The sequence below is a fragment of the Rudaea cellulosilytica DSM 22992 genome (genome assembly GCF_000378125.1).
Lineage (GTDB): Bacteria > Pseudomonadota > Gammaproteobacteria > Xanthomonadales > Rhodanobacteraceae > Rudaea > Rudaea cellulosilytica.
In genome coordinates this window covers 160,549-182,751 of record NZ_KB899245.1, presented here as the reverse complement: position 1 = coordinate 182,751, position 22,203 = coordinate 160,549, and the positions used below count along the sequence as shown (strand labels likewise).

Annotated in this window: 16 protein-coding genes; 6 read left to right on the top strand and 10 right to left on the bottom strand. The window is 64.5% G+C overall.

The genetic code is table 11. The features are described 5' to 3' along the window. Positions 1–159 precede the first annotated feature (159 nt). Complete coding sequence (locus F455_RS0118955) at positions 160–597, top strand: nucleoside deaminase (RefSeq protein WP_018974899.1); 438 nt, start codon at positions 160–162, stop codon at positions 595–597. Between the two features lie 48 nt (positions 598–645). On the opposite strand, the gene F455_RS21480 is transcribed toward F455_RS0118955, so the two are convergent. The 4 genes from F455_RS21480 to F455_RS21475 form a co-directional block, all read right to left on the bottom strand. After that, positions 646–2,196: an efflux transporter outer membrane subunit gene (locus F455_RS21480; protein ID WP_018974898.1), complete on the bottom strand. Its 1,551-nt coding sequence runs from the start codon at positions 2,194–2,196 to the stop codon at positions 646–648. 26 nt (positions 2,197–2,222) lie between these two features. Then, positions 2,223–5,342, bottom strand: coding sequence for a multidrug efflux RND transporter permease subunit (locus tag F455_RS0118945; RefSeq protein ID WP_018974897.1), 3,120 nt, complete (start codon positions 5,340–5,342; stop codon positions 2,223–2,225). After that, positions 5,339–8,548: an efflux RND transporter permease subunit gene (locus tag F455_RS0118940; protein WP_018974896.1), complete on the bottom strand. Its 3,210-nt coding sequence runs from the start codon at positions 8,546–8,548 to the stop codon at positions 5,339–5,341. Before F455_RS0118940 ends, F455_RS0118945 begins: the two co-directional genes overlap by 4 nt. Before the next feature lie 118 nt (positions 8,549–8,666). After that, positions 8,667–10,091 (bottom strand): MdtA/MuxA family multidrug efflux RND transporter periplasmic adaptor subunit, encoded by a 1,425-nt coding sequence (locus F455_RS21475; RefSeq protein WP_018974895.1) that lies wholly within the window; start codon positions 10,089–10,091, stop codon positions 8,667–8,669. Between the two features lie 493 nt (positions 10,092–10,584). Here F455_RS21475 and F455_RS0118930 point away from each other — a divergent pair, with 493 nt between their 5' ends. Continuing rightward, the gene (locus tag F455_RS0118930; RefSeq protein WP_026293544.1) at positions 10,585–11,895 is read left to right on the top strand and encodes an ATP-binding protein; all 1,311 of its coding nucleotides are present in this window, start codon (positions 10,585–10,587) and stop codon (positions 11,893–11,895) included. A gap of 31 nt (positions 11,896–11,926) precedes the next feature. Then, positions 11,927–12,493: a response regulator transcription factor gene (locus tag F455_RS0118925; RefSeq protein ID WP_018974893.1), complete on the top strand. Its 567-nt coding sequence runs from the start codon at positions 11,927–11,929 to the stop codon at positions 12,491–12,493. 13 nt (positions 12,494–12,506) lie between these two features. Here the strand turns inward: F455_RS0118925 and F455_RS0118920 are convergent, their stop codons facing one another. Continuing rightward, positions 12,507–14,921 carry an EAL domain-containing protein gene (locus tag F455_RS0118920; RefSeq protein ID WP_157579092.1) on the bottom strand — a complete coding sequence of 805 codons (2,415 nt, stop codon included), beginning with the start codon at positions 14,919–14,921 and terminating at the stop codon, positions 12,507–12,509. Between the two features lie 151 nt (positions 14,922–15,072). On the opposite strand from F455_RS0118920, the gene F455_RS0118915 reads away from it, so the two are divergent. After that, positions 15,073–15,732: a hypothetical protein gene (locus F455_RS0118915; protein WP_018974891.1), complete on the top strand. Its 660-nt coding sequence runs from the start codon at positions 15,073–15,075 to the stop codon at positions 15,730–15,732. Between the two features lie 90 nt (positions 15,733–15,822). On the opposite strand, the gene F455_RS0118910 is transcribed toward F455_RS0118915, so the two are convergent. Continuing rightward, positions 15,823–16,818 carry an isoaspartyl peptidase/L-asparaginase family protein gene (locus tag F455_RS0118910; RefSeq protein WP_018974890.1) on the bottom strand — a complete coding sequence of 332 codons (996 nt, stop codon included), beginning with the start codon at positions 16,816–16,818 and terminating at the stop codon, positions 15,823–15,825. Between the two features lie 58 nt (positions 16,819–16,876). On the opposite strand from F455_RS0118910, the gene F455_RS0118905 reads away from it, so the two are divergent. Further along, positions 16,877–17,215, top strand: coding sequence for a DMT family protein (locus F455_RS0118905; protein ID WP_026293542.1), 339 nt, complete (start codon positions 16,877–16,879; stop codon positions 17,213–17,215). Here the strand turns inward: F455_RS0118905 and F455_RS0118900 are convergent. The 4 genes from F455_RS0118900 to F455_RS0118885 all read right to left on the bottom strand — a co-directional run bounded on the left by F455_RS0118900 (position 17,212) and on the right by F455_RS0118885 (position 21,276). Then, a complete protein-coding gene (locus F455_RS0118900) occupies positions 17,212–17,595 on the bottom strand; it encodes an MAPEG family protein (RefSeq protein WP_018974888.1) in 384 nt (127 codons plus the stop codon). The two genes, F455_RS0118905 and F455_RS0118900, sit on opposite strands and share 4 nt — an antisense overlap. 27 nt (positions 17,596–17,622) lie before the next feature. Next, on the bottom strand, positions 17,623–17,919 hold the full coding sequence (locus tag F455_RS0118895) for an Mpo1-like protein (protein ID WP_018974887.1): 297 nt from the start codon (positions 17,917–17,919) through the stop codon (positions 17,623–17,625). Between the two features lie 131 nt (positions 17,920–18,050). After that, positions 18,051–18,878, bottom strand: a complete 828-nt coding sequence (locus F455_RS0118890) for a DUF4097 family beta strand repeat-containing protein (protein ID WP_018974886.1) — start codon at positions 18,876–18,878, stop codon at positions 18,051–18,053. Positions 18,879–18,996: 118 nt separating this feature from the next. Next, complete coding sequence (locus tag F455_RS0118885) at positions 18,997–21,276, bottom strand: TonB-dependent receptor (RefSeq protein ID WP_051084251.1); 2,280 nt, start codon at positions 21,274–21,276, stop codon at positions 18,997–18,999. A gap of 202 nt (positions 21,277–21,478) precedes the next feature. On the opposite strand from F455_RS0118885, the gene F455_RS0118880 reads away from it, so the two are divergent. After that, complete coding sequence (locus F455_RS0118880; RefSeq protein WP_018974884.1) at positions 21,479–22,195, top strand: acid phosphatase; 717 nt, start codon at positions 21,479–21,481, stop codon at positions 22,193–22,195. Positions 22,196–22,203 lie beyond the last annotated feature (8 nt).

The window sequence follows — 22,203 nt, the reverse complement described above, 5'->3', positions numbered from 1 at the left end:
GCACCACCGGTTGGCGTGCGGCTGACGCATTGCCACCGCCTCGCCGCCCGCCACGTGTCACCCCGTCCTTCGATGCGATACGATCGCCGCACTCATTCCGCCACGGTCTCCCCTCGCGACCGTGGCACGCATTGACCCATGAATCTTGCGAACAGGACTATGGATCCCTTTCTCGACGCAGCGATAGCAGAAGCCGAACTCGGTCTCGCCGAGGGCGGCATTCCGATTGGAAGTGTACTTGTATACGAAGGCCGCATCATCGGCCGCGGCCACAACCGGCGTGTGCAGAAAGGCAGCGCGACGCTGCACGGCGAGATGGACGCGCTGGAAAACGCCGGCCGCCATCCGGCGCGGGTCTATCGCAACTCGATGATCTACACGACGCTGTCGCCGTGCTCGATGTGCTCAGGCGCGATCGTGTTGTACGGCATCCCGCACGTGGTGATCGGCGAGAACGTCACCTTCATGGGCGAGGAAGACTGGCTGCGCAGCAAAGGCGTGCGTCTCGATCTCGCCAACGATGCGCGCTGCATCGAGCTGATGCGCAAGTTCATCGCCGCACGGCCCGAGCTGTGGAACGAGGATATCGGGGTGTAACGCGCGGCTTTCGCGTTGCTTGCGCGAAAGCCGAGGAATCGCCCGCCCCTACGGCGATTCCTTCGCGGGGGCTTCCGGCGCGGGCGCCTGCGAATGCAAATTTATTGCACTAGCATCGGGCAGCTTAGTCGCCTGCCAGCCGCCACCGAGCGCCTTGATCAGGCCGACGCTGTCATTGAGGCGCGTGCCGAGCAGCGTGATCGCGGAGCGCTCGTTGCTGTAGGCGGTGTTCTGTGCAGTGATCACATTGAGATAGCTGACGATACCGGCGCGGTACTGGTTGAGCGCGATTGCCAGCGACTGCTCGGCGAGTTTGACCGCTTCGTCCTGAGCCTGCGCTTCCTGTTCGAGGATGCGCAGCGCGGCAATGCTGTCTTCGACGTTCTGGAATGCAGCGAGCGAGACCTGGCGATAATTCGCCACGGCCGCGTCGTAGCCGGCGCGCGCCTGCGCGGTCTGTGCACGACGCGCACCACCGTCGAACAGGGTCTCGGCGATCTTCGGCCCGATCGACCAGTAGCGGCTCGGCGCTTCGAACAACTGCGACCAGACCGAGTTGGAATAGCCACCGGTCGCCGACAGGCTCAACGTCGGGAACCAAGCCGCGGTCGCCACGCCGATCTGCGCGTTCGCCTGCGCTGCTTGGCGCTCGGCGACGGCCACGTCGGGGCGGCGCTCGAGCAAGACCGATGGCAGCTCGAGCGGAATCGCTGGCGGCTGGATCTTGAGCGGCTGCGGCGCCAGCGAGAACTGCACCGGCGTCTTGCCGACGAGCACGGCGATGGCGTGCTCGTATTGCGCACGCGCCACGCCGAGATCGATCGCCTGCGCCTGCGCGCTCTTCAGCTGAGTCTGCGCCTGCACCACGTCCGAACGCGCGGCGACGCCGACGTTGTACTGATTCTGGGTCAGGTCCAGCGCTTTCTGGTAGGCGGCCACGGTGTCGTCGAGCAGGCGCTTCTGCTCATCGGCAGTGCGCAACTGGAAATAGGTCTGCACCAGCGTCGCTTGCAGCGACAGACGCGTGTTCGCCAGCGTCGCGGCACTCGCCTGCGCGCTGGCGACATCGCCTTCGACCGTGCGCCGCACGCTGCCCCAGAGATCGGGTTCCCAACTCGCGCTGAGCGGCGCCTGATACGAATTGGTGATGCCCTTTCCCGCGGCGACCGTGCCGCCGGTAACCGTGCCGCCGCCGCTCGTGCTGTAGCGACCGGTACGCGTGGAAGAAATGCTCGCCGACACGGTCGGCCAGAAATTGGCGCGCGCTCCGGAAACAAGCGCAGAGGCCTGCCGATACTGCGCTTCGGCCTGCTTGAGGCTCTGGTTCGACACATCGACCTGTTTGACCAGATCGTCGAGCACGGGATCGCCGAAGATTTCCCACCAAGCGCCTCGCTCGAGCGCATCGGACGGCTGCGCCGGCTTCCAGCCCGCCTGTTCCTTCCAGGCGTCGTCCGTGTAGGCCTGCGCGCCGGCGACATCGGGCTTCCTGTAATCGGGCCCTACGGCACAGCCGCTCAGAGCAGTGATCGTCACGGCCGCACAAAGTACGGAAAGCGCGCGCCGGTGCGCGGCATGTTTCAGTGGATCTGCGGACATGGCGCTCTTGGATTTTCCGAGGATATTCATACGGCGGCCTCCGGTGTCGAACCGGGCGGGGCGCGATAAATGCGCGCCCACGCGCCCTTGCACCACAAGCGGAAGCGGTCGAGATACAGGTATACGACCGGGGTGGTATACAACGTCAGCAGTTGGCTGACGATCAGGCCCCCGACGATCGAAATGCCGAGCGGCTTGCGCATCTCGCTGCCCTCGCCATAACCGATCGCGAGCGGCAGCGCGCCAAGCATCGCCGCCATCGTCGTCATCATGATCGGCCGGAAGCGCAGCTTGCACGCCTGGTACACCGCGTCGCGCGCGGACAGGCCCTGATGGCGCTCGGCGTCGAGGGCGAAGTCGATCATCATGATCGCGTTTTTCTTGACGATGCCGATCAGCAGGATCACGCCGATGAACGCAATCACCGTGAACTGAGTACCGCAGACAAGCAGCGCGAAGATCGCGCCGACGCCGGCCGACGGCAGCGTCGACAAGATCGTCAACGGATGCACGTAGCTCTCATAGAGCACGCCGAGGACGATGTAGATCGTAATCAGCGCGGCGAGGATCAGAAACGACTGGTCGCCCTGCCCCTGTGCAAACGCGCGCGCATTGCCGGCGAAGCTGCCGTGGATCGACCCGGGAACGCCCAGGCGCGACATCGCGCGGTCGATCGCGTTGGACGCCTGCGAAAGGCTGACGCCGTCGGCCAGGTTGAACGAAATCGTCGTCGACACGAACTGGCCCTGGTGGTTGACTGCCAGCGGCGTCGTGCCGAGCCCGTAGCTCGAGAAGGCCGACAGCGGCACCATCTTGCCCGAGGTGCTCTGCACGTAGATGTCCTTGAGCGAGTCGGGATTCTGCAGGAACTGCGGCGCGAGCTGCATGACGACGAAGTATTGATTGAGCTCGGTGTAGATGTTCGAGACGTTACGCTGCGAGAAGGCATCGTTGAGCGCGTTGTCGATCGCCTGCGTGGTCACGCCGAGGCGCGCCGCGGTCGCGCGATCGAAGGTCAGAGCGGTCTCCAAACCCTTAGCCGACTGGTCTGAATTGACGTCGGTGATCTCGGGCATCTGCTGGAAGGCCTGATTGATCTTGTCCGACCAGTTGCGCAAGGTTTCCAGGTCGTCGGACTGCAGCGTGTACTGATAGGTCGAATTGCTCTGTCGCCCACCCGTGCGGATGTCCTGCGCCGGCTGCAGGAACAACTGCGCGCCGGCCACGTCGGACAATTTTCCGCGCAGCCGGCTGATCACCGCGTCTGCGCCGAGGCCGCGCTCGGACAGCGGCTTCAGCGCGGCGTAGACGAAGCCGCCGTTGCGCTGACCGCCACCGGTGAAACTGACCACGTCCTGCACGGCGGGATCGGCTTTCACGATCTTGGTGAAGTCGCGCATCTTCTCCGACATCAGCTGGAAGGAGATGCTCTGATCGGCCTGCACGCCGCCGACGATGAAGCCCGTGTCCTCGGTCGGGAAGAAGCCTTTCGGCACGATCACGTAGAGATACACGTTGAGACAGACCGTCGCGAGCAGAACGAACATCATCAGCAGCGGCCGCGTCAATGCCCAGGACAGCGTGCGTTCGTAGGTACGCAACATCGCCGCGAACGTGCGTTCGCTGAACTCGAAGAGCTTGCCGGGCTTGTGCTCGGGATCGTGGCGCAGGAAGCGCGCACACATCATCGGCGTCGTCGTCAGCGAGACGGCGAGCGAGACCAGGATCGCCACCGAGAGCGTGATCGAAAATTCGCGGAAATAGCGTCCGACCAGGCCGCCCATGAGCAGGATAGGGATGAACACCGCGATCAGTGACAGCGACATCGACAGCACGGTGAATCCGACTTCGCGCGCGCCAAGCAGCACCGCCTGCATGCGCGGCATGCCGGCCTCCATGTGACGTGAGATGTTCTCGAGCACAACGACCGCGTCGTCGACGACAAAACCCGTCGCCACGGTGAGCGCCATGAGCGAGAGGATATCGAGACTGAAACCGAACAGGTACATCGCGCTGAACGTGCCGATCAGCGACACCGGCACGGCCACCGCCGGGATCAGCGTAGCGCGCCAGTTGCGCAGAAAAATGAAGACCACAAAGATCACCAGGATCACGGCAATGATCAGCGTGGTCTCGACGTCGTGCAGCGAGGCGCGGATCGTATTGGTGCGATCGACCGCGATGTCTACATTGATGTCGGCAGGGATCGCCGCACGCAGCTGCGGCAGCAGCGTGCGGATGCGGTCGATCGTCTCGATGATGTTCGCACCCGGCTGCTTGATGACCTGCACAATCACTGCGGGTTCGCTGTTGAACAAACCCTGGTTGCGCACGTCCTGCACGCCGTTGCTGACCGTGGCGACGTCGGACAGGCGCACCGGCGCACCGTCCTTCCAGGTCACGATGAGATTCTGATAGGGCGTGGCGTCGAGGCCGAGCTGGTCGTTGGTGTAGATCTGCCAATGCTTGTCGTCTTGCTCGACATAGCCCTTGGGTCGGTTCGCGTTCGCGTTCTGCAGGGCGATGCGAATCGTATCCAGTGCGATGCCGTACTTGTTGAGCGCGGACGGATTGATGTCGACGCGCACCGCCGGCGCCGTCGCGCCGCTGATCGAGGCCTGACCGACGCCTTCGACCTGCGAAATCTTCTGCGCCACGACGTTCGAGGCGGCATCATAGATCTGCCCCGTGGTCAGGGTCTTCGAGGTCATCGCGATGATCATGATCGGCGCATCGGCCGGATTGATCTTGCGATAGGTCGGATTGGTCGGCACGCTCGGCAGCTGCGCGAGCGCGGCGTTGAGCGCCGCCTGCACGTCGCGCGCCGCGCCGTCGATGTCACGCGAGAGGTCGAACACAAGCGTGATGCGCGTATTGCCGAGCGAGGACGACGAGGTCATCTCGGTCACGCCGGCGATGCGGCCGAGCTGACGCTCCAGCGGCGTGGTGACCGAGGTCGACATCGTCTCCGGGCTCGCGCCGGGCAACGAAGCCGACACGTTCACGGCCGGGAAATCCACCTGCGGCAGCGGCGACACCGGCAACAGCGAAAACGACACCATGCCTGCCAGTGCGACGCCGATCGTCAGCAGCGTCGTCGCGACCGGCCGCTTGATGAACGGCGCGGAAAGGCTGGCGAGCTTCATGTCGCTGCCTCTTCCGTCGAGTCGCCGTTGTCGAAGCGCTTCGACAGCTTCTGCTGCAGGCGATCGAAAGCGAGATAAATCACCGGCGTCGTGAACAAGGTCAGCATCTGCGACACGATCATGCCGCCGACGATCGTGATGCCGAGCGGATGGCGCAATTCGGAACCGACGCCGGTGCCGAGCATGAGCGGCAGCGCGCCGAACAGTGCGGCGAGCGTGGTCATCAAGATCGGGCGAAAGCGCAGCAGGCAGGCCTGGTAGATCGCCTCACGCGGCGGCATGCCCTGGTTGCGCTCGGCGTCGAGGGCGAAGTCGACCATCATGATCGCGTTCTTCTTGACGATGCCGATCAGAAGAATGATGCCGATGATGCCGACGATGCCGAGATCGGTGCGCGCGACCATCAGCGCGAGCAGTGCACCGATGCCGGCCGACGGCAAGGTGGACAGGATCGTGATCGGATGGATGAAGCTCTCGTACAGGACGCCCAACACGATGTACATCGTCACGATCGCCGCGAGGATCAGCAGCACCGTATTGGTCAGCGATGCCTGGAAGGCGAGCGCGGCGCCCTGGAACTGCGTGTCGATGCTCGCCGGCATGGCCAGATCTTTCTCGGTCTGCTTGATCGCCTCGACCGCGGCGCCGAGCGAGGCATTCGGTCCGAGATTGAACGAGATCGTCGTCGCCGGGAACTGACCGATGTGACTGATCAGCAATGGCCCGTAGCGCTCGTCCAACCGGGTGATCGTGGACAGCGGCAATTGCGCGCTCTCGATTGCGGCCTGGGTCGTGCCGCTCGATACACCCGGCGTCGCGCCCTGCGGCGTGCCGACGCCCGACAGCGAGCTCGATGACGAGGTTACGCTGTTCGCGTTCGACAAGCCCGGGATGTAGATGCGATCGAGCGCCTTCGGCCCCTTCTGCAGTTCCGGCAGCACTTCGAGCACGACGCGATATTGATTCGACTCGGTGTAGATGTTCGAGATCAGGCGTTGCCCGAACGCGTCGTAGAGAATTTGATCGACCGCCGCCGGCGTGATGCCGAGACGCCCGGCCGTGTCGCGGTCGATGTCGAGATAAGCCTGCAATCCCTTCGATTGCAGATCGCTGGCCACGTCGGCGAGTTCGGGCCGCTTGTTCAGCGCGTCGATCAACTTAGGTACCCATTCGTTGAGGTCGGCAAGATTCGGCGAGCCGAGCGTGAACTGGTACTGGGTACGGCTGACGCGGTCCTCGATCGTCAGGTCCTGCACCGGCTGCATGTACAGCGCGATGCCGGTGACCTGGCGCGTCGACTGGGCCAGGCGCGCGATCACGGTCTCGACGCCGTCGCGCGTGCCGTGCGGCTTGAGGTTGATCAGGAAGCGGCCGCTGTTGAGCGTCGTGTTGGTGCCGTCGACGCCGATGAACGAAGACAGCGATTCGACCGCCGGATCGGCGAGGATGGCCTTGCCGAGCGCCTGCTGGCGCTCGCTCATCGCCGCGAACGAGATCGACTGCGAGGCTTCGGAAATGCCCTGGATCAGGCCGGTGTCCTGAATCGGGAAGAAGCCCTTCGGGATGACGATATAGAGGATCACCGTCAGCACGAGCGTCGCGATCGCGACGAGCAAGGTGGCGAACTGGCGATCGAGCACCCAGGTCAGCCAGCGTCCGTAGGCGGCGATGAGGCGCTCGAACATTTCGCCGGTCTTGCGCGAAAAGCGGTTTTCGTCTTCGAGCTTGTGATGCTTGAGGATCTTCGCGCACAGCATCGGCACGAGAGTCAGCGAGACGATCGCCGAGATCACGATCGTCACCGCGAGCGTGATTGCAAATTGGCGGAACAGGCGCCCGACCACGTCGCCCATGAACAGCAGCGGGATCAGCACGGCGATCAGCGACACGGTCAGGCTGATGATCGTGAAACCGATCTGGCCGGCACCCTTGAGCGCGGCTTCGAGCGGTGTGTCGCCTTCTTCGAGGTAGCGCGAAATGTTCTCGATCATCACGATTGCGTCGTCGACGACGAAGCCTGTGGAGATCGTCAGCGCCATCATCGTCAGGTTGTTGAGCGAGAACCCGGCGAGGTACATCACGCCGAACGTGCCGACCAGCGACAGCGGCACGGAAAAACTCGGGATGATCGTCGCCGGCAGATTGCGCAGGAAGACGAAGATCACCAAGACGACGAGAACGACGGCAAGGAACAGCTCGAACTGCACGTCCTCGACCGAAGCGCGCACGGTGACGGTGCGGTCGGTGAGCACGCTGACTTCGATCGATGCCGGCAGCGAGGCCTGCAGCTGCGGCAGGCGCTGCTTGATCTGATCGACGACCTGGATCACGTTCGCGCCCGGCTGGCGCTGGATGTTCATGATGATGCCGGGCAGCGTGTCCTTCCATGCCGCGAGCTTGTTGTTCTCGGCGCCGTCGACGATCGAGGCGACGTCGGTCAGATGCACCGGTGCGCCGTTCTTGTACGCGATCACGATGGTTTTGTAGGCATCGGCGGACTTAAGCTGATCGTTCGCGTCGATCGTGTACGAACGCGTCGGCCCGTCGAAGCTGCCCTTGGAACTGTTGACGTTGGCGTTGACGATCGCCGTGCGCAGGTCCTCCATGCTCATGCCGTAGGCGGCGAGCGCGGTCGGATTGGCCTGGATACGCACGGCCGGGCGCTGACCGCCCGACAGGGTGACGAGACCGACGCCGTCGATCTGCGAAATCTTCTGCGCGAGGCGCGTGTCGGCGATGTCCTCGAGCTGGGTCAGCGGCAGCGTTTTCGAGGTCAGCGCCAGGGTCAGGATCGGCGCGTCGGCCGGATTGACCTTGCTGTAGATCGGCGGCTGCGGCAGATCGCTCGGCAGGAACGTGCCGGCCGCGTTGATCGCCGCCTGCACTTCCTGCTCGGCGACATCGAGCGACAGATCGAGGCTGAACTGCAGGGTCAGCACCGAGGCGCCGGCCGAGCTCGTCGACGACATCTGATTCAAGCCGGGCATCTGGCCGAGCTGCTTCTCGAGCGGCGCGGTGACCATCTGGGTCATGACTTCCGGGCTCGCGCCCGGATACAGCGTCGTGATCTGGATCGTCGGGTAGTCGACCTCGGGCAGCGCCGAGAGCGGCAGATAGCGATAGGCGAGAATGCCGACGAGCAGGATCGCGACCATCAGCAGAGAGGTCGCGACCGGACGCAGGATGAAGAGGCGTGACGGATTCATCGCGCACATCCTTTTCTGCGTTCGCCATTCGCGCGCGTCGCGCGCGCGCTCACGTCACGTCCGTGCCAGAGCAAACGCGGAGCGCCGAGCAAAAGCGCGCATGGCATTGCGGTTTTGCTCACTGCTTTTTCTCGTCCGCCGGCTTGGTCGAGTCGGTCGGCTTGGCGGCATCGGCCGGCGCTGTCGTCGCGTTCGCGGCGGCGCCGTTCGCTCCCGCTGCGGCGTCGCGACGGCGATGCTGGCCGGAACCTTGCGCGCCGCTCTGCCCTTGCCGCCCTTGACTCTGCGCGCCGGTGTTGGCGCTCGCCGCCGACGCGGCGGGCTGCGGATTGTCGCCGGGCAGTTCGACACGGCTGCCTTCGCGCAAACGGTCGGCACCGCTGGTGACGACGACTTCGCCGACGCTGAGGCCGTCGGTCACGGCGACGCGTTCGCCTTCGGTTGGTCCGGTCGTGATGTTGCGCACGGCCACGGTCTTGTCAGACTGCACGACATAGACGAACAGACCGCTCGATCCGCGCTCGAGCGCCGACGTCGGCAGGACTGTCGTATCGTGCAGTGTGTCCAGCAACAAGCGTATGTTGACGAACTGGTTCGGGAACAAGCCTTCGTCGTCGTTGACGAACTCGGCCTTGGCCTTGACCGTGCCGGTGCTCGTATCGACCTGGTTGTCGAGGCTTGCCAGTGCGCCCGAGGCGAGCTTGGTGGTGCCGGCGCGGTCGTAGGCATCGGCCGTCATCGTCGCACCGGAATGCAGTTTCTTTAGCACCGGCTGCAGATTGTCCTCTGGGATCGTAAACAGTACGTCGATCGGTTTGAGCTGGGTGACGACGACGATCGTCGTGCCGACCGCGACGTTGTTTCCGGGGTCGATCTGACGCAGGCCGACGCGCCCGGTCACCGGGGCGACGATCTTGGTATAGGCGAGGTTGACCTTGGCCGTGTCGATCTGGCCCTGGTCGGTCTTGCCCTGACCCTCGTACTGGTGCACGAGCGAGAGCTGCGAATCGAGCTGCTGTTTCGCGATCGAGTCCTGTTTGAACAGCGTCTGGTAGCGGTCGAGATCGATCTTCGCTTCGGCGAGCAAGGCCTGGTCCTTCGCCAAGGTGCCCTGCGCCTGTTCGAGCGCGGCCTGATACGTGCGCGGATCGATTTCGGCGAGCAGATCGCCCTGGTTGACCAGTTGGCCTTCCTTGAAATTCACCCGCAGCAGTTGCCCGGCCACTTGCGCGGTCACCGTGACGCTGCGCAATGGCGTCACCGTACCGAGCGCGTTGAGCGTGATCTTGATATCACCTTTGGCCACCGTGCCTACGCCGACCGGCATAGGCAGGCCGCCGCCACGCCCGCCGCCGCCTCCGCCGCCCGGAGGCCCGCCCCCGGGACCGCCGCCGAAACGCCCGGCCTGCGGCGGCGTGGCGCTCTTGGACAGCCAGTAGGCCGAAACGCCCAGCAACACGACAACGCCGGTGACGATCAGGTACGGCAGCCATCTGCGTCGCGGGGAACGGGTAAGGCCGGTGCGCGGAGAATCCGTGCTCATGGTTTTTTCTTGTCGATGGGTAGGAAGGTCTGACAGCAGGGTAGCGCGGTTCATTTGCCAAAGCATCGATCCGACGCGCGCGGCGCATGCCGCAATGCCGTTGCGAAGCCGGGTCCCGCTACGGACCGCGAATCGCGCGCAACGTTACCGTGGGCTATATGAATTCACAATTACAAACGGGTTAGCAGATGTAATCCTATGTAGCAGCGCGCTTGCCGACGCGGCAGCCGATGCTCGCGGTCATGCACGAGCCGGATTGCCGGGAATCACACCATGGAATTACGCAGGAAATTTGGAGGCCGCGCGCCGGAGCGGGTCGGCCGGTCCGACGGCGCTTCGGAAAATTCCATCCGCGCGCCTTCCCGACGCGCCCGCCCAGACGCGGGCGTAATCCGATCGCGCCTGGCCGCCCGCGCCGCGCCGCGGCAATTGCCGGCTCGATAATGCGGCAAAATACGCAGCCGCCTCCCGTCCCGCCATGCCCAACCCACTCTTGCCGCTCCGCCCCCGCACGCCGCACAGTCCGCGCGCGCTTGCCGTGACCCTGGCCTGGCTGCGCGTCTGTGCGGTGATCGGGCAATTGGTGACCGTGCTCGCCGTGGCGCATCTGCTCATGCTGCCGATCGCCGAAGCGCCGCTGCTTGCCGGCATCGCTGCGCTTGCCGCGTTCGACGTGTTCGTCTGGTGGCGCTTGCGTCAGCCGTGGCCGGTCGGTGAAACCGAGGTCGTCGTCCACCTCGCCGTCGACACGGGCGTGCTTTGCTATCTGTTGTACCTGACCGGCGGCGCGACCAATCCGTTCGTCTCGCTCTACATCGTGCCGATCGCGCTCGCCGCGATGACCTTGTCGCCGCGTCACCTCGCCGCGAGCGTGGGCATCGCCTGCCTCGGCTACTTCGTCGTGCTGCTCTGGCACGAACCGTTGCCCGACATCGCCAGCCATGCCATGCACGGTGCCATCGACCCGACCACACGCGACTTCAACCTGCACGTGCTCGGCATGGCGGTGAACTTCGCGATCAGCGCGGTCCTGCTCGGCTTCTTCATCTGGCGCCTCGCGCGCGACCTGCGCCGGCGCGAGACGCTCGCCCAGCGCGAGCGCGAGCGCGCACTGCGCGACGAGGGCATCCTTGCGATCGCGACGCAGGCTGCCGGCGCCGCGCATGAATTGAACACTCCGCTGTCGACGATACGCACCCTCGTCGGCGAGCTGCGTCGCGAACACCCGACCGACACGCCGCTCGGTGAGGATCTGGCCCTGCTCGCAGGTCAAGCCGACCGCTGCCGCGACATCCTGCGCGAACTCGTCCAGGTCGGCAGCGCGCAGCTGACCGAGCAGGCGCAGGCACAAACCCTGTCCGACTTCGTCGCCGATTGCGCGGAGCGCTTCCGCCTGTTGCGCCCGGCGATCACCCTCGACATCACCCTGGCCGACGTCGCGCATCCGGCGCCGCTGCGCATCGTGCCGGCGCTGCGCCATGCGATCCTCAACCTGCTCAACAACGCCGCCGATGCCTCGGCGCTGACCGCGAGTACAAAAGTGGAATTTGCCGCACGCGCCGGCGATACCGACATCGTCATCGAGGTGCGCGACTACGGCCCCGGCCTGCCGCAGTTCGTGCGCGAAGCCGCCGGCCTGCGCTTCGTCTCGGCCAAGCGCGACGGTCTCGGCCTTGGCCTCGCCTTGACCAACGCGACGATCGAACGCCTGCATGGCAGCGTCCACGCCGACTCGGCCCCCAGCGGCGGCACCGTGACGCGACTGACTCTGCCGCTGTCGGCGTTGCGCGCCTTGCCGCAGTAAAATTGCACGACTTCCGCCCGGCGACCTCATCATGACTTCCGTTCCGCCCGATCTCAAACGCGTGCTGCTGATCGACGACGACGAGGTGTTCACGCGCGTGCTCGCGCGCGCGCTGAGCGCACGCGGATTCGCCGTCGCCGTCGCCCACGATGCTGCACAGGCTCGCGCGCACGTGCGCGCCGAACCCGCGCAGTTCGCCGTGCTCGATCTCAAGCTCGGCGCCGACAACGGCTTGGCGCTTATTCCCGAACTCAAGGCATTGCGACCGCAACTGCGCATCCTGCTGCTGACCGGCTACGCCTCGATCGCGACCGCGGTCGAGGCAATCAAGCGTGGCGCCGACGACTATCTCGCCAAGCCGGTCGACGCCGACGCGATCGTCGCTGCCCTGCTCGAGACACAGCATGCTGCGAGCGCGCACGACGAAGTTGCGCTGCCGCATGCGCCGCCGCCGCTCAAGCGGCTGGAGTGGGAGCACATCCATCGCGTGCTCACCGAATGTCACGGCAACATTTCCGAGACCGCCCGGCGCCTGGGCCTGCATCGGCGCACGTTGCAGCGCAAGCTGGCCAAGCATCCGGTGCGCGAAGCGGATTGAGGCGGTGCGGCGCTCAGACGCGCGCGCGCTGTACCTTGGTTTGGCGTACCAACAGGTCATGCATGGCCTGCGCATCGAGTGTGTCGGAGTAGAAACGGCCTTGGGCGAAACGGCAGCCCAGCGTTTCGAGCACGCGGGCGGTACCTTCGTCTTCGACCGCTTCGGCGACGAGATCGATGTCGAGCGTATCGCCAAGTGCGAGGATGCTGGCGACGACGTGGCGTGCCTTCTCGTCCTGGGTCAGGTCGGAGACGAAAAGGCGGTCGAGCTTGATCCGGTCGACCGGCAACTGGCGCAGATAGGCGATCGAGGAGTAGCCGGTGCCGAAGTCGTCAAGCGCAATGCGCACTCCGGCCGCGCGCAGCGCATCGAGCTGGGACAGCACGCTGCCGTCCGAACGGATCAGCACGCCTTCGGTGATTTCCACGCACAGATTGCGCCCGGCGATGCGATGGCGCGCGAGTTCGCGCAGCACCTGCTCAGCCCAGTGCAGATCGTGCATGTCGCTGGCGGAGGCATTGACCGAGATCGCGAATCCGGGCAAGCGCGCGAGTGGCCAATCGGCGGCTGCGCGCAGCGTCGCGACGAGCATCTCGTGATCGAGCTGGCCGATGAGGTTGTGACGTTCGGCCCAGTCGATGACGTCGCAGGTGGTCACACCTTTGGGTGCGCCAGGCCAGCGCAGCAAAGCTTCGACGCCGCGGATTTCGCCCGTGCGTATGTCGACGATCGGCTCGAACTGCGGCTCGAATGCACGCGCATCCCAGGCGCTCTCGATCGCCGCATCGACGTCGGCTGTGGCGACGACGCTCTGCGCGACCGCCCTGCGATGATGCTCGACGTAGCCCGTGTAGTAGCGCTCGAGCTGGAAAATCTGGCGCTCGTTGCCCGTGATCACCACCAGGAACAGGCCGACCAGTATGCACAGGATCTGCGGCAAGGTTTGGCCGAACCACCACAGCGGTGCGCTCAGGTACGGCAGCGCGGTTTTCGCCGTGGTCACGGTGAGCGCCCAGGTCTCGTTGCCGATCTTCAGTGGGTACTGCTGCGCGAGCGCCGGGTCGGCGTCGCGCAGGACGCCGGGCTGCTTCTCGAGCGTGGCCAGCACCTCGCCGTCGACATTGCTCAACAGCACGCCGTGCGTCTGCGCAAGCAATTGCTGTCCCAACGCGCCTCCGCCGATCAGCGTCTCGATCTTCAACGGCGCGACGACGACGCCGCGCGGATTCGAGGTGGCCAGGTAGAGGAATACCGCGGGCACGCGCTCGCCGCTTGCCTGCGCCGAGATCGCGCGCGTCGAGACCGCCAGTTCGCCGCCTTGCGCGGCCAGCAGCGCGCGGCGCCGGTTCGGCTCGGAGGTCAAGTCGAGGCCAAGGACCCGTTTGCGCGAGTCCGGCGCAATGCGCAGCAGCGGCCAATATTCGTCGCGCCGCGCCGCCACGACAAGGTTGCCGTCGGCGTCGAACTGGGTCAGCGAGGTCGGATGCCCGAGTTGCGCGGCGAGCGTCGCCTCGGCGGCCGCGCGATCGCCGTCTTTGACGAGGCTGGCCCAGCCAAGCCCAAGCAGCAGCGGCGTGCCGGCGAGCACTTCGTTGGCGAACTGACCGAAGCGCTGCGGCGATACTTCGCCCGATACGCCAAGGAACGCGCGCATCGCGACGAGCTTCTGTACGGCCGCTTCGAGTCCCGCCTGCACTTCACCGCGAAACTCGGCACCATCCTTGTACAGGCGCTGCTGCTCGCGCGTCGCCTGCTGCGCACCAGCATAGGCGGCGAGCACCCAGGCCGGAAGCACCACGAGCGCAAGCACAATCCACGGGTTGCGCAACCGATTCTGTGCGAGTTTCGGCAAGTCTGCACGCAGTTCGTGAATCACAATCAGCGGCACCGTCATCCATGTCGCCAGCGTGGTGGACACCCACATCCCAGCCGCGAACGCGACGTTCTCGGCACGCAGCGGCAGCGTGATCCAACCCAAGGCGAGGGCGAGCATCGTCATTTTCAGCAGACAGGCGGCCGGACCGGCAAGCAGGAGCATCGACAGCCATCCCGATACGCGCAGAGAACCTTCGCGCACCGCCGGCATGTACCGGCGCAGGACCCGTGCCGACAGCCACACCTGGACCACGCTGGCCAGGCAAATCGTCACCAGCGAAATGCCCGCGAATTCGTGCTTGCCTTGTGCGCCGAGCAGGCTGAACCACTGCCAGTCGGAACTGAGGTTGTGGGTCAACGCGCCGAGCAGGACGCCAACCAGCGCGGGCCGCTTCCAGTAATAGACGCACAGCAGAGCCACGCCGCCGACCGGCCAGAGCAAGGTATACGGGTTGGCCGCGGTGGCGAGCGTATTGGCCACGCGGCCGGCAACGACCATTGCCAGCGCCGTCGCCAGAGCCTTCGCCACAGCCGACCATCTGCCGGTAAACAAGGTTACTCGACTGCCCTTGGTCGAAGTTCAACAGCCAGGCGATGTCCCGCCACGCGCGCAGATGCGGCATCGCTGAGTCCACGCCGACGACGCCGCGTCCGGCTCAACTCCATGTGCGACCCCTTCCCGCAACGGCGCCGCTCGCGGCTCCATGTACATTGTGTCGCAGCCGACGGATTTCGCCAAACACTTCGCAAACGACTTTTTACGCGACCCGCAGCGCAGAGACTCCGATCTGATCCTTGTTCGCAACGTTTGCCGTCTTTGCAAGAACCAGATTCTGACTTCGTTGCCTTGGAGACTTGCATTGAGACCCGCTGCCGCTTGCCGCCTCGCCATCGTCCTTTTCCTGCAATTATTCCTTGTCGTCGCGACTGCGTACGCCGCGGGCGAACCGAACCTTGAATCGCTGGCAACCTGCCGCGATTCGTGGCTTGACTGGAAGGACAATCCGGCGCGCGGCGCCAAATTCGTCGAGGATATGCACACCGGATATACCTACAAACAGGACCGGGGCGGCTTTCTCGTGCCGAAAGCGCCGAGGAGCGTGCTCGGCCTGTCCGTAGCCGGGGTTTATCCCGAATCGGCGGGGATGGCGGTCGGATTTTCGGTGCTGGTGAACGTGGGATTTGATGCCGCACGCAAGGCGGTCGAGAAGACCCTGGGCAAGCCGATGAAATGCGACGACAAAAGCGATGAGATGCTCACCTGCGAGCGGGAGCTCGGCGCGAAGAAGACCGTTTTCGTGATGGCCGAAGACAAATCGGCAAAATCCGCATTGATCGGCTGCTATTACTTCTACGAGAAATAGCCCGGGCGCCAAGGCCGGCGCGCGGTGCCGACACCCAAGAAACGAGGAAGGCCGGGCTTGCGGCCCGGCCTTCCTGTTTGCGACCTTCGATCACTCGCCGGCGTAGATCGCCACGTGGGTTTTGCCGTCGCGGTCGACCCAGCCGCGGAACATGCCGTCGGTGTTGAACGGCATGGCGATATTGCCGTCCTTGTCGAGCGCGATCACACCGCCGTCGCCGCCGAGCTTGGGAATGACCCCGAGCACGACTTCGTCAGCCGCTTTCTTCAACTCGTCGCCGCGGAATTCGACGCGCGCGCAGATGTCGCGCGCCGCGGTCGCGCGGATGTAGTACTCACCCCAACCGGTAGCGGACACGGCGCAGCGCGCGTCTGCGTAGGTGCCGGCGCCGATGATCGGCGAATCGCCGACGCGGCCGAAACGCTTGTTGGTCATGCCGCCGGTGGAGGTGCCCGCGGCGAGGTTGCCCTTGCTGTCGAGCGCGACCGCGCCGACCGTGCCGTGATGCGGCGTCTTGCCCGGCTCGGCAGTCTTCGCCTTCTCCTCGTCGAGCGCCTGCTGCAGCGCCTTCCAGCGTTCCTCGGTGTAGAAATACTTTGGATCGACGAGATGCATGCCGATGGATTTGGCGAACTTCTCCGCACCCTCCTCGATCAGCATGACGTGCTCGGACTTTTCCATGACCGCGCGTGCGAGTTCGATCGGGTTCTTGATCCGGTGCACGTTTGCCACCGCGCCGGCGCGCAGTGTCGCGCCGTCCATGATCGAGGCATCGAGTTCGTTGCGGCCGTCGTGGTTGAACACTGCACCCTTGCCCGCGTTAAAATTCGGATCGTCCTCGAGCACGACGATTGCGCGCGTCACCGCGTCGAGGCTGCTGGCGCCGGACTTGAGCGCGGAATAGCCGGCCTGGAGTGCCTTTTCGAGGCCGGCGCGCACGGCCTTTTCCTTCTCCGGCGTCATCTCCTTCCTGACCACGCCGGCGCCGCCGTGGATGACGAGAACGGGAGTGGCGGCGTGGGTCATCGAAACGGCTCCGAGGCTGAGCAGAAGGCTGGCGAGGAAACGGCGAGGCAAGTGCGGCATGCTGTACTCCAACGTGGCATTGAAGTATATCGAGACGAATGGGAACAGGAATCCTGAAATGAGCAACTATCTATTGCCGATCGCGCTGCTGCTTGGCTCCAACGTATTCATGACATTCGCCTGGTACGGCCATCTCAAGTTCACCGACCGGCCGCTGTGGATCGTCATTCTCGTCAGCTGGGCGATCGCGTTCTTCGAGTACTGTCTGCAAGTGCCGGGCAACCGCATCGGCTATCGCGTCTACAACCCGGCGCAGCTGAAGACGATCCAGGAGATCATCACTCTCGTCGTCTTCGTCGCGTTCTCGACGCTCTACCTCGGCGCCGCGATCAAATGGAATCACATCGTCGGTTTTGCCCTGATCGTGGCGGCCTCGTTTTTCATCTTCCTCGATTAAAGCAGGTCGCGCACGCAACCGACCAGGCCAAGCACGGCAAGCACGACGACCGGCACGATACTCAAGTAATAGCCGATGCCGCGCGTGCGCGGATCGCGCACGTAGCCGATCATGTAGACCACGCGGCCGATCACGTAGACCAAACCGAGCAGTGCCATCCAGCCGGGCGGCCAGTAGTGCGCGGCGATCCACAGCGCCGGCAGGAACATGATCAGGGTTTCCAGCGTGTTTTGCTGCGCGCGGAACCAGCGCTCGAAGTGTTCGTTGCCGGTCGTCGCCGGCGCGCGCACCGCGTATTTGACCCGCGCCCTGCCGACAAGCCAAGCCATGCCGAGGAATTCGAACACGGCGAGCAGGGTGACCAGATCGACCCAAGGCATGTGCGTCCTCGCTCTACGTTCGTATCGTCAGAAAGTGATTTTCCCGCGCAGCATGCCGGCGTACATCACCCAGTCTCCGACAAGACTGTACAGCGGATGCGTGAACGTCGCCGGCCGGTTCTTCTCGAAAAAGAAATGGCCGATCCAGGCGCAGCCGTAGCCGAACAGCGGCAGCAGCCACCAGAATGCCCAGCGCCCGCTGGCGCCAAGCCAGATCAGTGTCAGCACCACCAGCGTGCTGCCGATGAAATGCATGCGCCGGCACAGGCGGTTGGCGTGCTCGGACAAGTAGAACGGGTAGAACTCGCGGAAGCTGGCGTACATGGTCTGAACCGCCTTTCGACGCTGCATTCTGCAACGCGCGCTGCGCGACGACAAGGCTGGGGCCGACGATACGGTCCCTTCCCTGCCGCCGCGCTGATTCAACGACGCGAGAGCGCTACTACGACCGAGCGTCAATCGTCCTCGTGCCGCTTCGGCACCTGGACCTTGCCGACGACGCCGCTGTGATGAATGTCGCCGCTGCCGGCGGAGCCTACGGTCAGGCTGCCGCCGACCGTCTTCGCGGTCACGTCGCCCGAGCCGATCGAGCCGACGAACACGTCGCTGCCGACGCGCTCGGCGACGAGATCGCCCGAGCCGATCGAATCGGCACGCACGCTGCCGTGCACGTCGCTGAAGGTAAGGTCGCCGGAACCGACATGGCCGATCGTCACATCGCCCTGCACGTCGGAGATGCGCAGGTCGCCCGAACCGGCATGACCGAGCTTGAAACTGCCGATGTGGCTGGCGACGATGTCGCCCGAGCCGACCGTGGCCGAGACAGCTCCCGCGACGCGATCGAGATTGAGGTCACCCGAGCCCGATTGGTAGTCGAGTGAGGCGATGTTCGCCGCATGCGTGTCGCCAGAGCCCGACTGGACCTCGAGCGCCAGATTCGCCGGCACGCGCACGACGAAGTCGATGTAGGCGTACTGCTTGCCGAACAGGCCGGAATGCGACGGCCGCGGCGCAGCTTTGACCAGAACCTTGCCGCCCTGGCGGCTCTGCTCGATCTGCAGTTCGTCGAGCCAGGCCTGCTCGGACGCGCAGGCCTTGCCGTGCACCTCGATCCGCGTCGCGGCGGGATCGCCTTGCACGTTCAGGTCACTGGACCCGAGCTCCATGCGCAAGGCCTGCAGGCCGGCCGGGTCGATGTCGAGATTGCGTTCGGCGCTGAACTGGCATTCGTTGGCCAGGACGAGCGGGGAAGCGAGCAGCAATGGGAGCAGAATCAGGCGCATCGGGGTTCTCCAGGAAGATGGCTCCGAGTTTGATACGCCAACGACGAAAAAGGTTTAAGGAACCCCTGACTAACTTGGCCAGAGGTTCCTCAACGAGGTGCGCGGCGCCGATATCAGGCTACCAGAGTCCGAGCGAGACCGAGGCGTACCAGTTCCTGCCAGGCAGCACGAGGTAATAGATGCTGCCGTTCTTGATCGAGTCGGCCACCTGATGGTGCGCGTTGAACAGATTCTCGACCTGCAGACGGAACTTGTAGCTTTTGATGAACGAGTCGTCGATGTTGCGGCCGTAGCCGAGGCTCAGCGCGGTTTGCCAGAAGCCGTCCGATTTGCCGAGTGCGGTCACGGTCGTCGCGTCATCCGGATTGAAGCCGCTGTTGTAGACCTTCTGCTCGCCGACGTACTTGCTTGCGATCGAACCGAACAAGCCGTTGTCCTCGTAGGAAAGGCCAAGCGCCACCGTGCCATCCGGTACGTTTGGCAGATCCAGGCTCGAGCGCTTGAACTGCGCATCGATCGTCGAGAAATTCGCGAACGCGCTGACGCCGGCGCCGAAGTAGTACGTCGCCTCGGCCTCGACGCCGTACATGCGCGCGCCGCGTGCGAGCGCGAAGATCGGGTCCTTGGTGACCGGATCGACCGAAGAGAGCGGGAAGTTCTTGTAGTCGATGTAGAACACGTCCGCGTCGGCACTGAAGCGCTCGGTCTTGTACACCGCGCCGAACTGGTAGTTCATCGTCTGCTGCGGCGAAGCCTTGTTTTCCGCCGGATTAGGCACGTAGAACTGATTGAGATTCGGCGCGAGGAAACCCTGCGCGGCCTGCGCGTACACGCTCCACTCCGAGGTGACGAGGTAGTTGGCCGCGAGGTAGCCGAGCGCCTTGCGCCAGGTCTGGTCATAGTAGAGCGGCGTCTTCGTGGTCTGGTTGATCGGCGCCTCGATCGAGCGCTGGAACTGCAGGCCCTTGATCCCCGGCGTGACGGTCAGCGCATCGTTCGCCTTCCACGCGTATTCGGCATACAGCTGCGTGGTGCGCAGCCAGTCGTCCATGTTGTACTTGTAGGAATTCGAATCCGGCTTGCCGGCCTTGACGTCGTGGATGCCGCCGAGCGTGTAGTCGAGCGCGATCTGATAGCGCTCGTTCTTCTGCGTTTCGTACCAGCCGCCGAAGCGCAATTCGCCATTGGCCATGCTGCGCGTCAGTGTCAACACGTCGCCATAGGCACGGTAGCGGTTGACCTTGAGCACGCCGCCCATGTCGGTCTTCGACGCATTCGTGCCGATCGTCGGCGCCTCGTTGCTGTCGTTGTTGTAGTAGTACGTGTAGGTCTTGTTGTCGAGCGTCCAGTCCGGCGTCAGCGTGCTCTTGATGCCGAGATACTCCATGTCCGTCTGCTTGGTCTGATGGTTGTAGCAGGTGCAGTCGGTCGAGAACTGGTCGTGGTTGAGGCCGAAGTCGCGCCCGAGCATGTTGATCTGCGCCTGGGTCAGCGTGGTCTTGTCCGGGTTGTTGAACTTGATGTCGTTGTAGTTGCTCAGCACGGTGATTTCGGTGTCCGTGCCGACCGGCTGCACGTACTTGATGTACGCGGTCTTGCGATGCACACCCGAATCGCTGCGAAACGTGTCGCTGTCGTAGTACTGCGCGCTCGCGATCAGCTTGCCGCCGCCGAAGCCGTCCATGCGTCCCGAGTTGAATTCGAGATGGCTCAGCGTGGTCGAGTAGCTGCCGAAAGTCTGCGTCGGGATCACTTCGAAGTCGTCGAGCGGATCCTTCGAGCGCAGCGCGATCGTGCCGCCGAACGTCGCCTCGCCGATCGTGCTTGCGCCGCCCGGACCGCGGTCGACGGCAACCTGGCCGATCATCTTGGCCGGAAAATAGCTCGAGGTATGGTGCGAGAAATCGTTAGTGTCGCCGAATGGAATGCCGTCGTAGGTGACGTTGTACTGGTTGTCGTTGAAGCCGCGCATCGTCACCTGCTTGGCCTCGCCGAGACCGGGGCCGGCCGGGCTGATCGAAGTCACCGACGGCGCCATCGCCGCGATCTGCGCGTAGTCCGAGGTCGGCGGCTCGTGGTTGCTGATCCAGTCCAAGCCGATGATCGAGGTCGGCTGGGTCACATCGAGCTCGCTCTGCACCGGCGCCATCGTGATCGCCGAGCGCCCTGAGCTTGCGCTGACTTCGACTTCCTGCAGCTGCGGCATGGCCTTGTTCGCGTTCGCGGCATCCGCCGGCGCGCCCACATCGGCCGGCGCATCGGCGGCGAGACCGGCAAGCGGGAAAGCGGCCAGCATCACGGCCAGCGCGAGTGGGCGCAACGGGAACGCGGCATCTTGGCCGGAAAGCAGGCAGCGCAACGCCCGCGGAGAAACGCACACGCAACGAAAATTCGGCATGGTCTGGGATTCTTTTGGTTAGTGAAGGGGCAACGGCGGCGTGCACGTTACGGCTCGCATATTTCCGTCGCGCTGCAATTTCCTTAAATCCGCTTAACGAATTGCCGGCGACGTGCGCTGAAACGAAAGCGTCATGAAACTCACCCAGAGTGCGCACGCGCGCCGTACGCCCCGCGCGTGCGAATCCATGGAGACAAGAAGAATGCGCATCCTGAAGACCTGCCTCGTCGGTTTCGTGCTGCTCGCTGCCAACGCAGCGAGCGCCGCGATCGAGGTCAAACCCTATGTCGACGCCACTGCGGTCGACCTGCTGCATATCCTGCCGCCGCCACCGGCGGACGATTCTGCGCAGACGCTGGCGGAACTCGGCGAAATCCTGACCATCCAGGTGGCACGCACGCCGGCGATGGCCGAACGCGCGCGCGCCGACAGCGCGGAAAACATCTGGCGCTTCGCCGATGTGCTGGGCGACAAGTTCACCGCGGAGAATCTGCCCAAACTCGCCGCGCTGGCCGAGCGCCTGACCAAGACCGAAGACGTCGTCGTCAAGCCGGCGAAGAAGGGTTTCAATCGCCCGCGCCCCTACGTGCTCAACAAGCTCGTCGACCCGCTGCGCGCCGGCACGAGCATGTCCGCTTCCGGATCATGGCCATCGGGCCACACCACGCTCGGCACGCTGATGGGCATCGTGCTCGCTGACATGGTGCCGGAGAAGAAAGCGGCACTGATGCGCCGCGCCTGGGAGTACGGCGACAACCGCGTCGTCGCCGGCGTGCACTATCGTTCGGACGTCGAAATGGGGCGCATCGCCGGATCGGTCATCGCCGCGACTTTGATAGCTCGCGCGGATTTCAGGAGGGACTTCGACGCCGCGCGCAAAGAGTTGCGCCGCGCGCTCGATCTGCCGCCGCCGGGCTGATCGTCACC

Excerpts from the sequence above, each read along its gene's own strand:
- F455_RS0118910 (WP_018974890.1), bottom strand. The coding sequence starts at position 16,818 with ATGCCGCACTTGCCTCGCCGTTTCCTCGCCAGCCTTCTGCTCAGCCTC.
- F455_RS0118945 (WP_018974897.1), bottom strand. The coding sequence starts at position 5,342 with ATGAAGCTCGCCAGCCTTTCCGCGCCGTTCATCAAGCGGCCGGTCGCG.
- F455_RS0118940 (WP_018974896.1), bottom strand. The coding sequence starts at position 8,548 with ATGAATCCGTCACGCCTCTTCATCCTGCGTCCGGTCGCGACCTCTCTG.
- F455_RS21480 (WP_018974898.1), bottom strand. The coding sequence starts at position 2,196 with ATGTCCGCAGATCCACTGAAACATGCCGCGCACCGGCGCGCGCTTTCC.
- F455_RS0118955 (WP_018974899.1), top strand. The coding sequence starts at position 160 with ATGGATCCCTTTCTCGACGCAGCGATAGCAGAAGCCGAACTCGGTCTC.
- F455_RS0118925 (WP_018974893.1), top strand. The coding sequence starts at position 11,927 with ATGACTTCCGTTCCGCCCGATCTCAAACGCGTGCTGCTGATCGACGAC.
- F455_RS0118915 (WP_018974891.1), top strand. The coding sequence starts at position 15,073 with ATGTACATTGTGTCGCAGCCGACGGATTTCGCCAAACACTTCGCAAAC.
- F455_RS0118880 (WP_018974884.1), top strand. The coding sequence starts at position 21,479 with ATGCGCATCCTGAAGACCTGCCTCGTCGGTTTCGTGCTGCTCGCTGCC.
- F455_RS0118890 (WP_018974886.1), bottom strand. The coding sequence starts at position 18,878 with ATGCGCCTGATTCTGCTCCCATTGCTGCTCGCTTCCCCGCTCGTCCTG.
- F455_RS21475 (WP_018974895.1), bottom strand. The coding sequence starts at position 10,091 with ATGAGCACGGATTCTCCGCGCACCGGCCTTACCCGTTCCCCGCGACGC.
- F455_RS0118885 (WP_051084251.1), bottom strand. The coding sequence starts at position 21,276 with ATGCCGAATTTTCGTTGCGTGTGCGTTTCTCCGCGGGCGTTGCGCTGC.
- F455_RS0118895 (WP_018974887.1), bottom strand. The coding sequence starts at position 17,919 with ATGTACGCCAGCTTCCGCGAGTTCTACCCGTTCTACTTGTCCGAGCAC.
- F455_RS0118905 (WP_026293542.1), top strand. The coding sequence starts at position 16,877 with ATGAGCAACTATCTATTGCCGATCGCGCTGCTGCTTGGCTCCAACGTA.
- F455_RS0118900 (WP_018974888.1), bottom strand. The coding sequence starts at position 17,595 with ATGCCTTGGGTCGATCTGGTCACCCTGCTCGCCGTGTTCGAATTCCTC.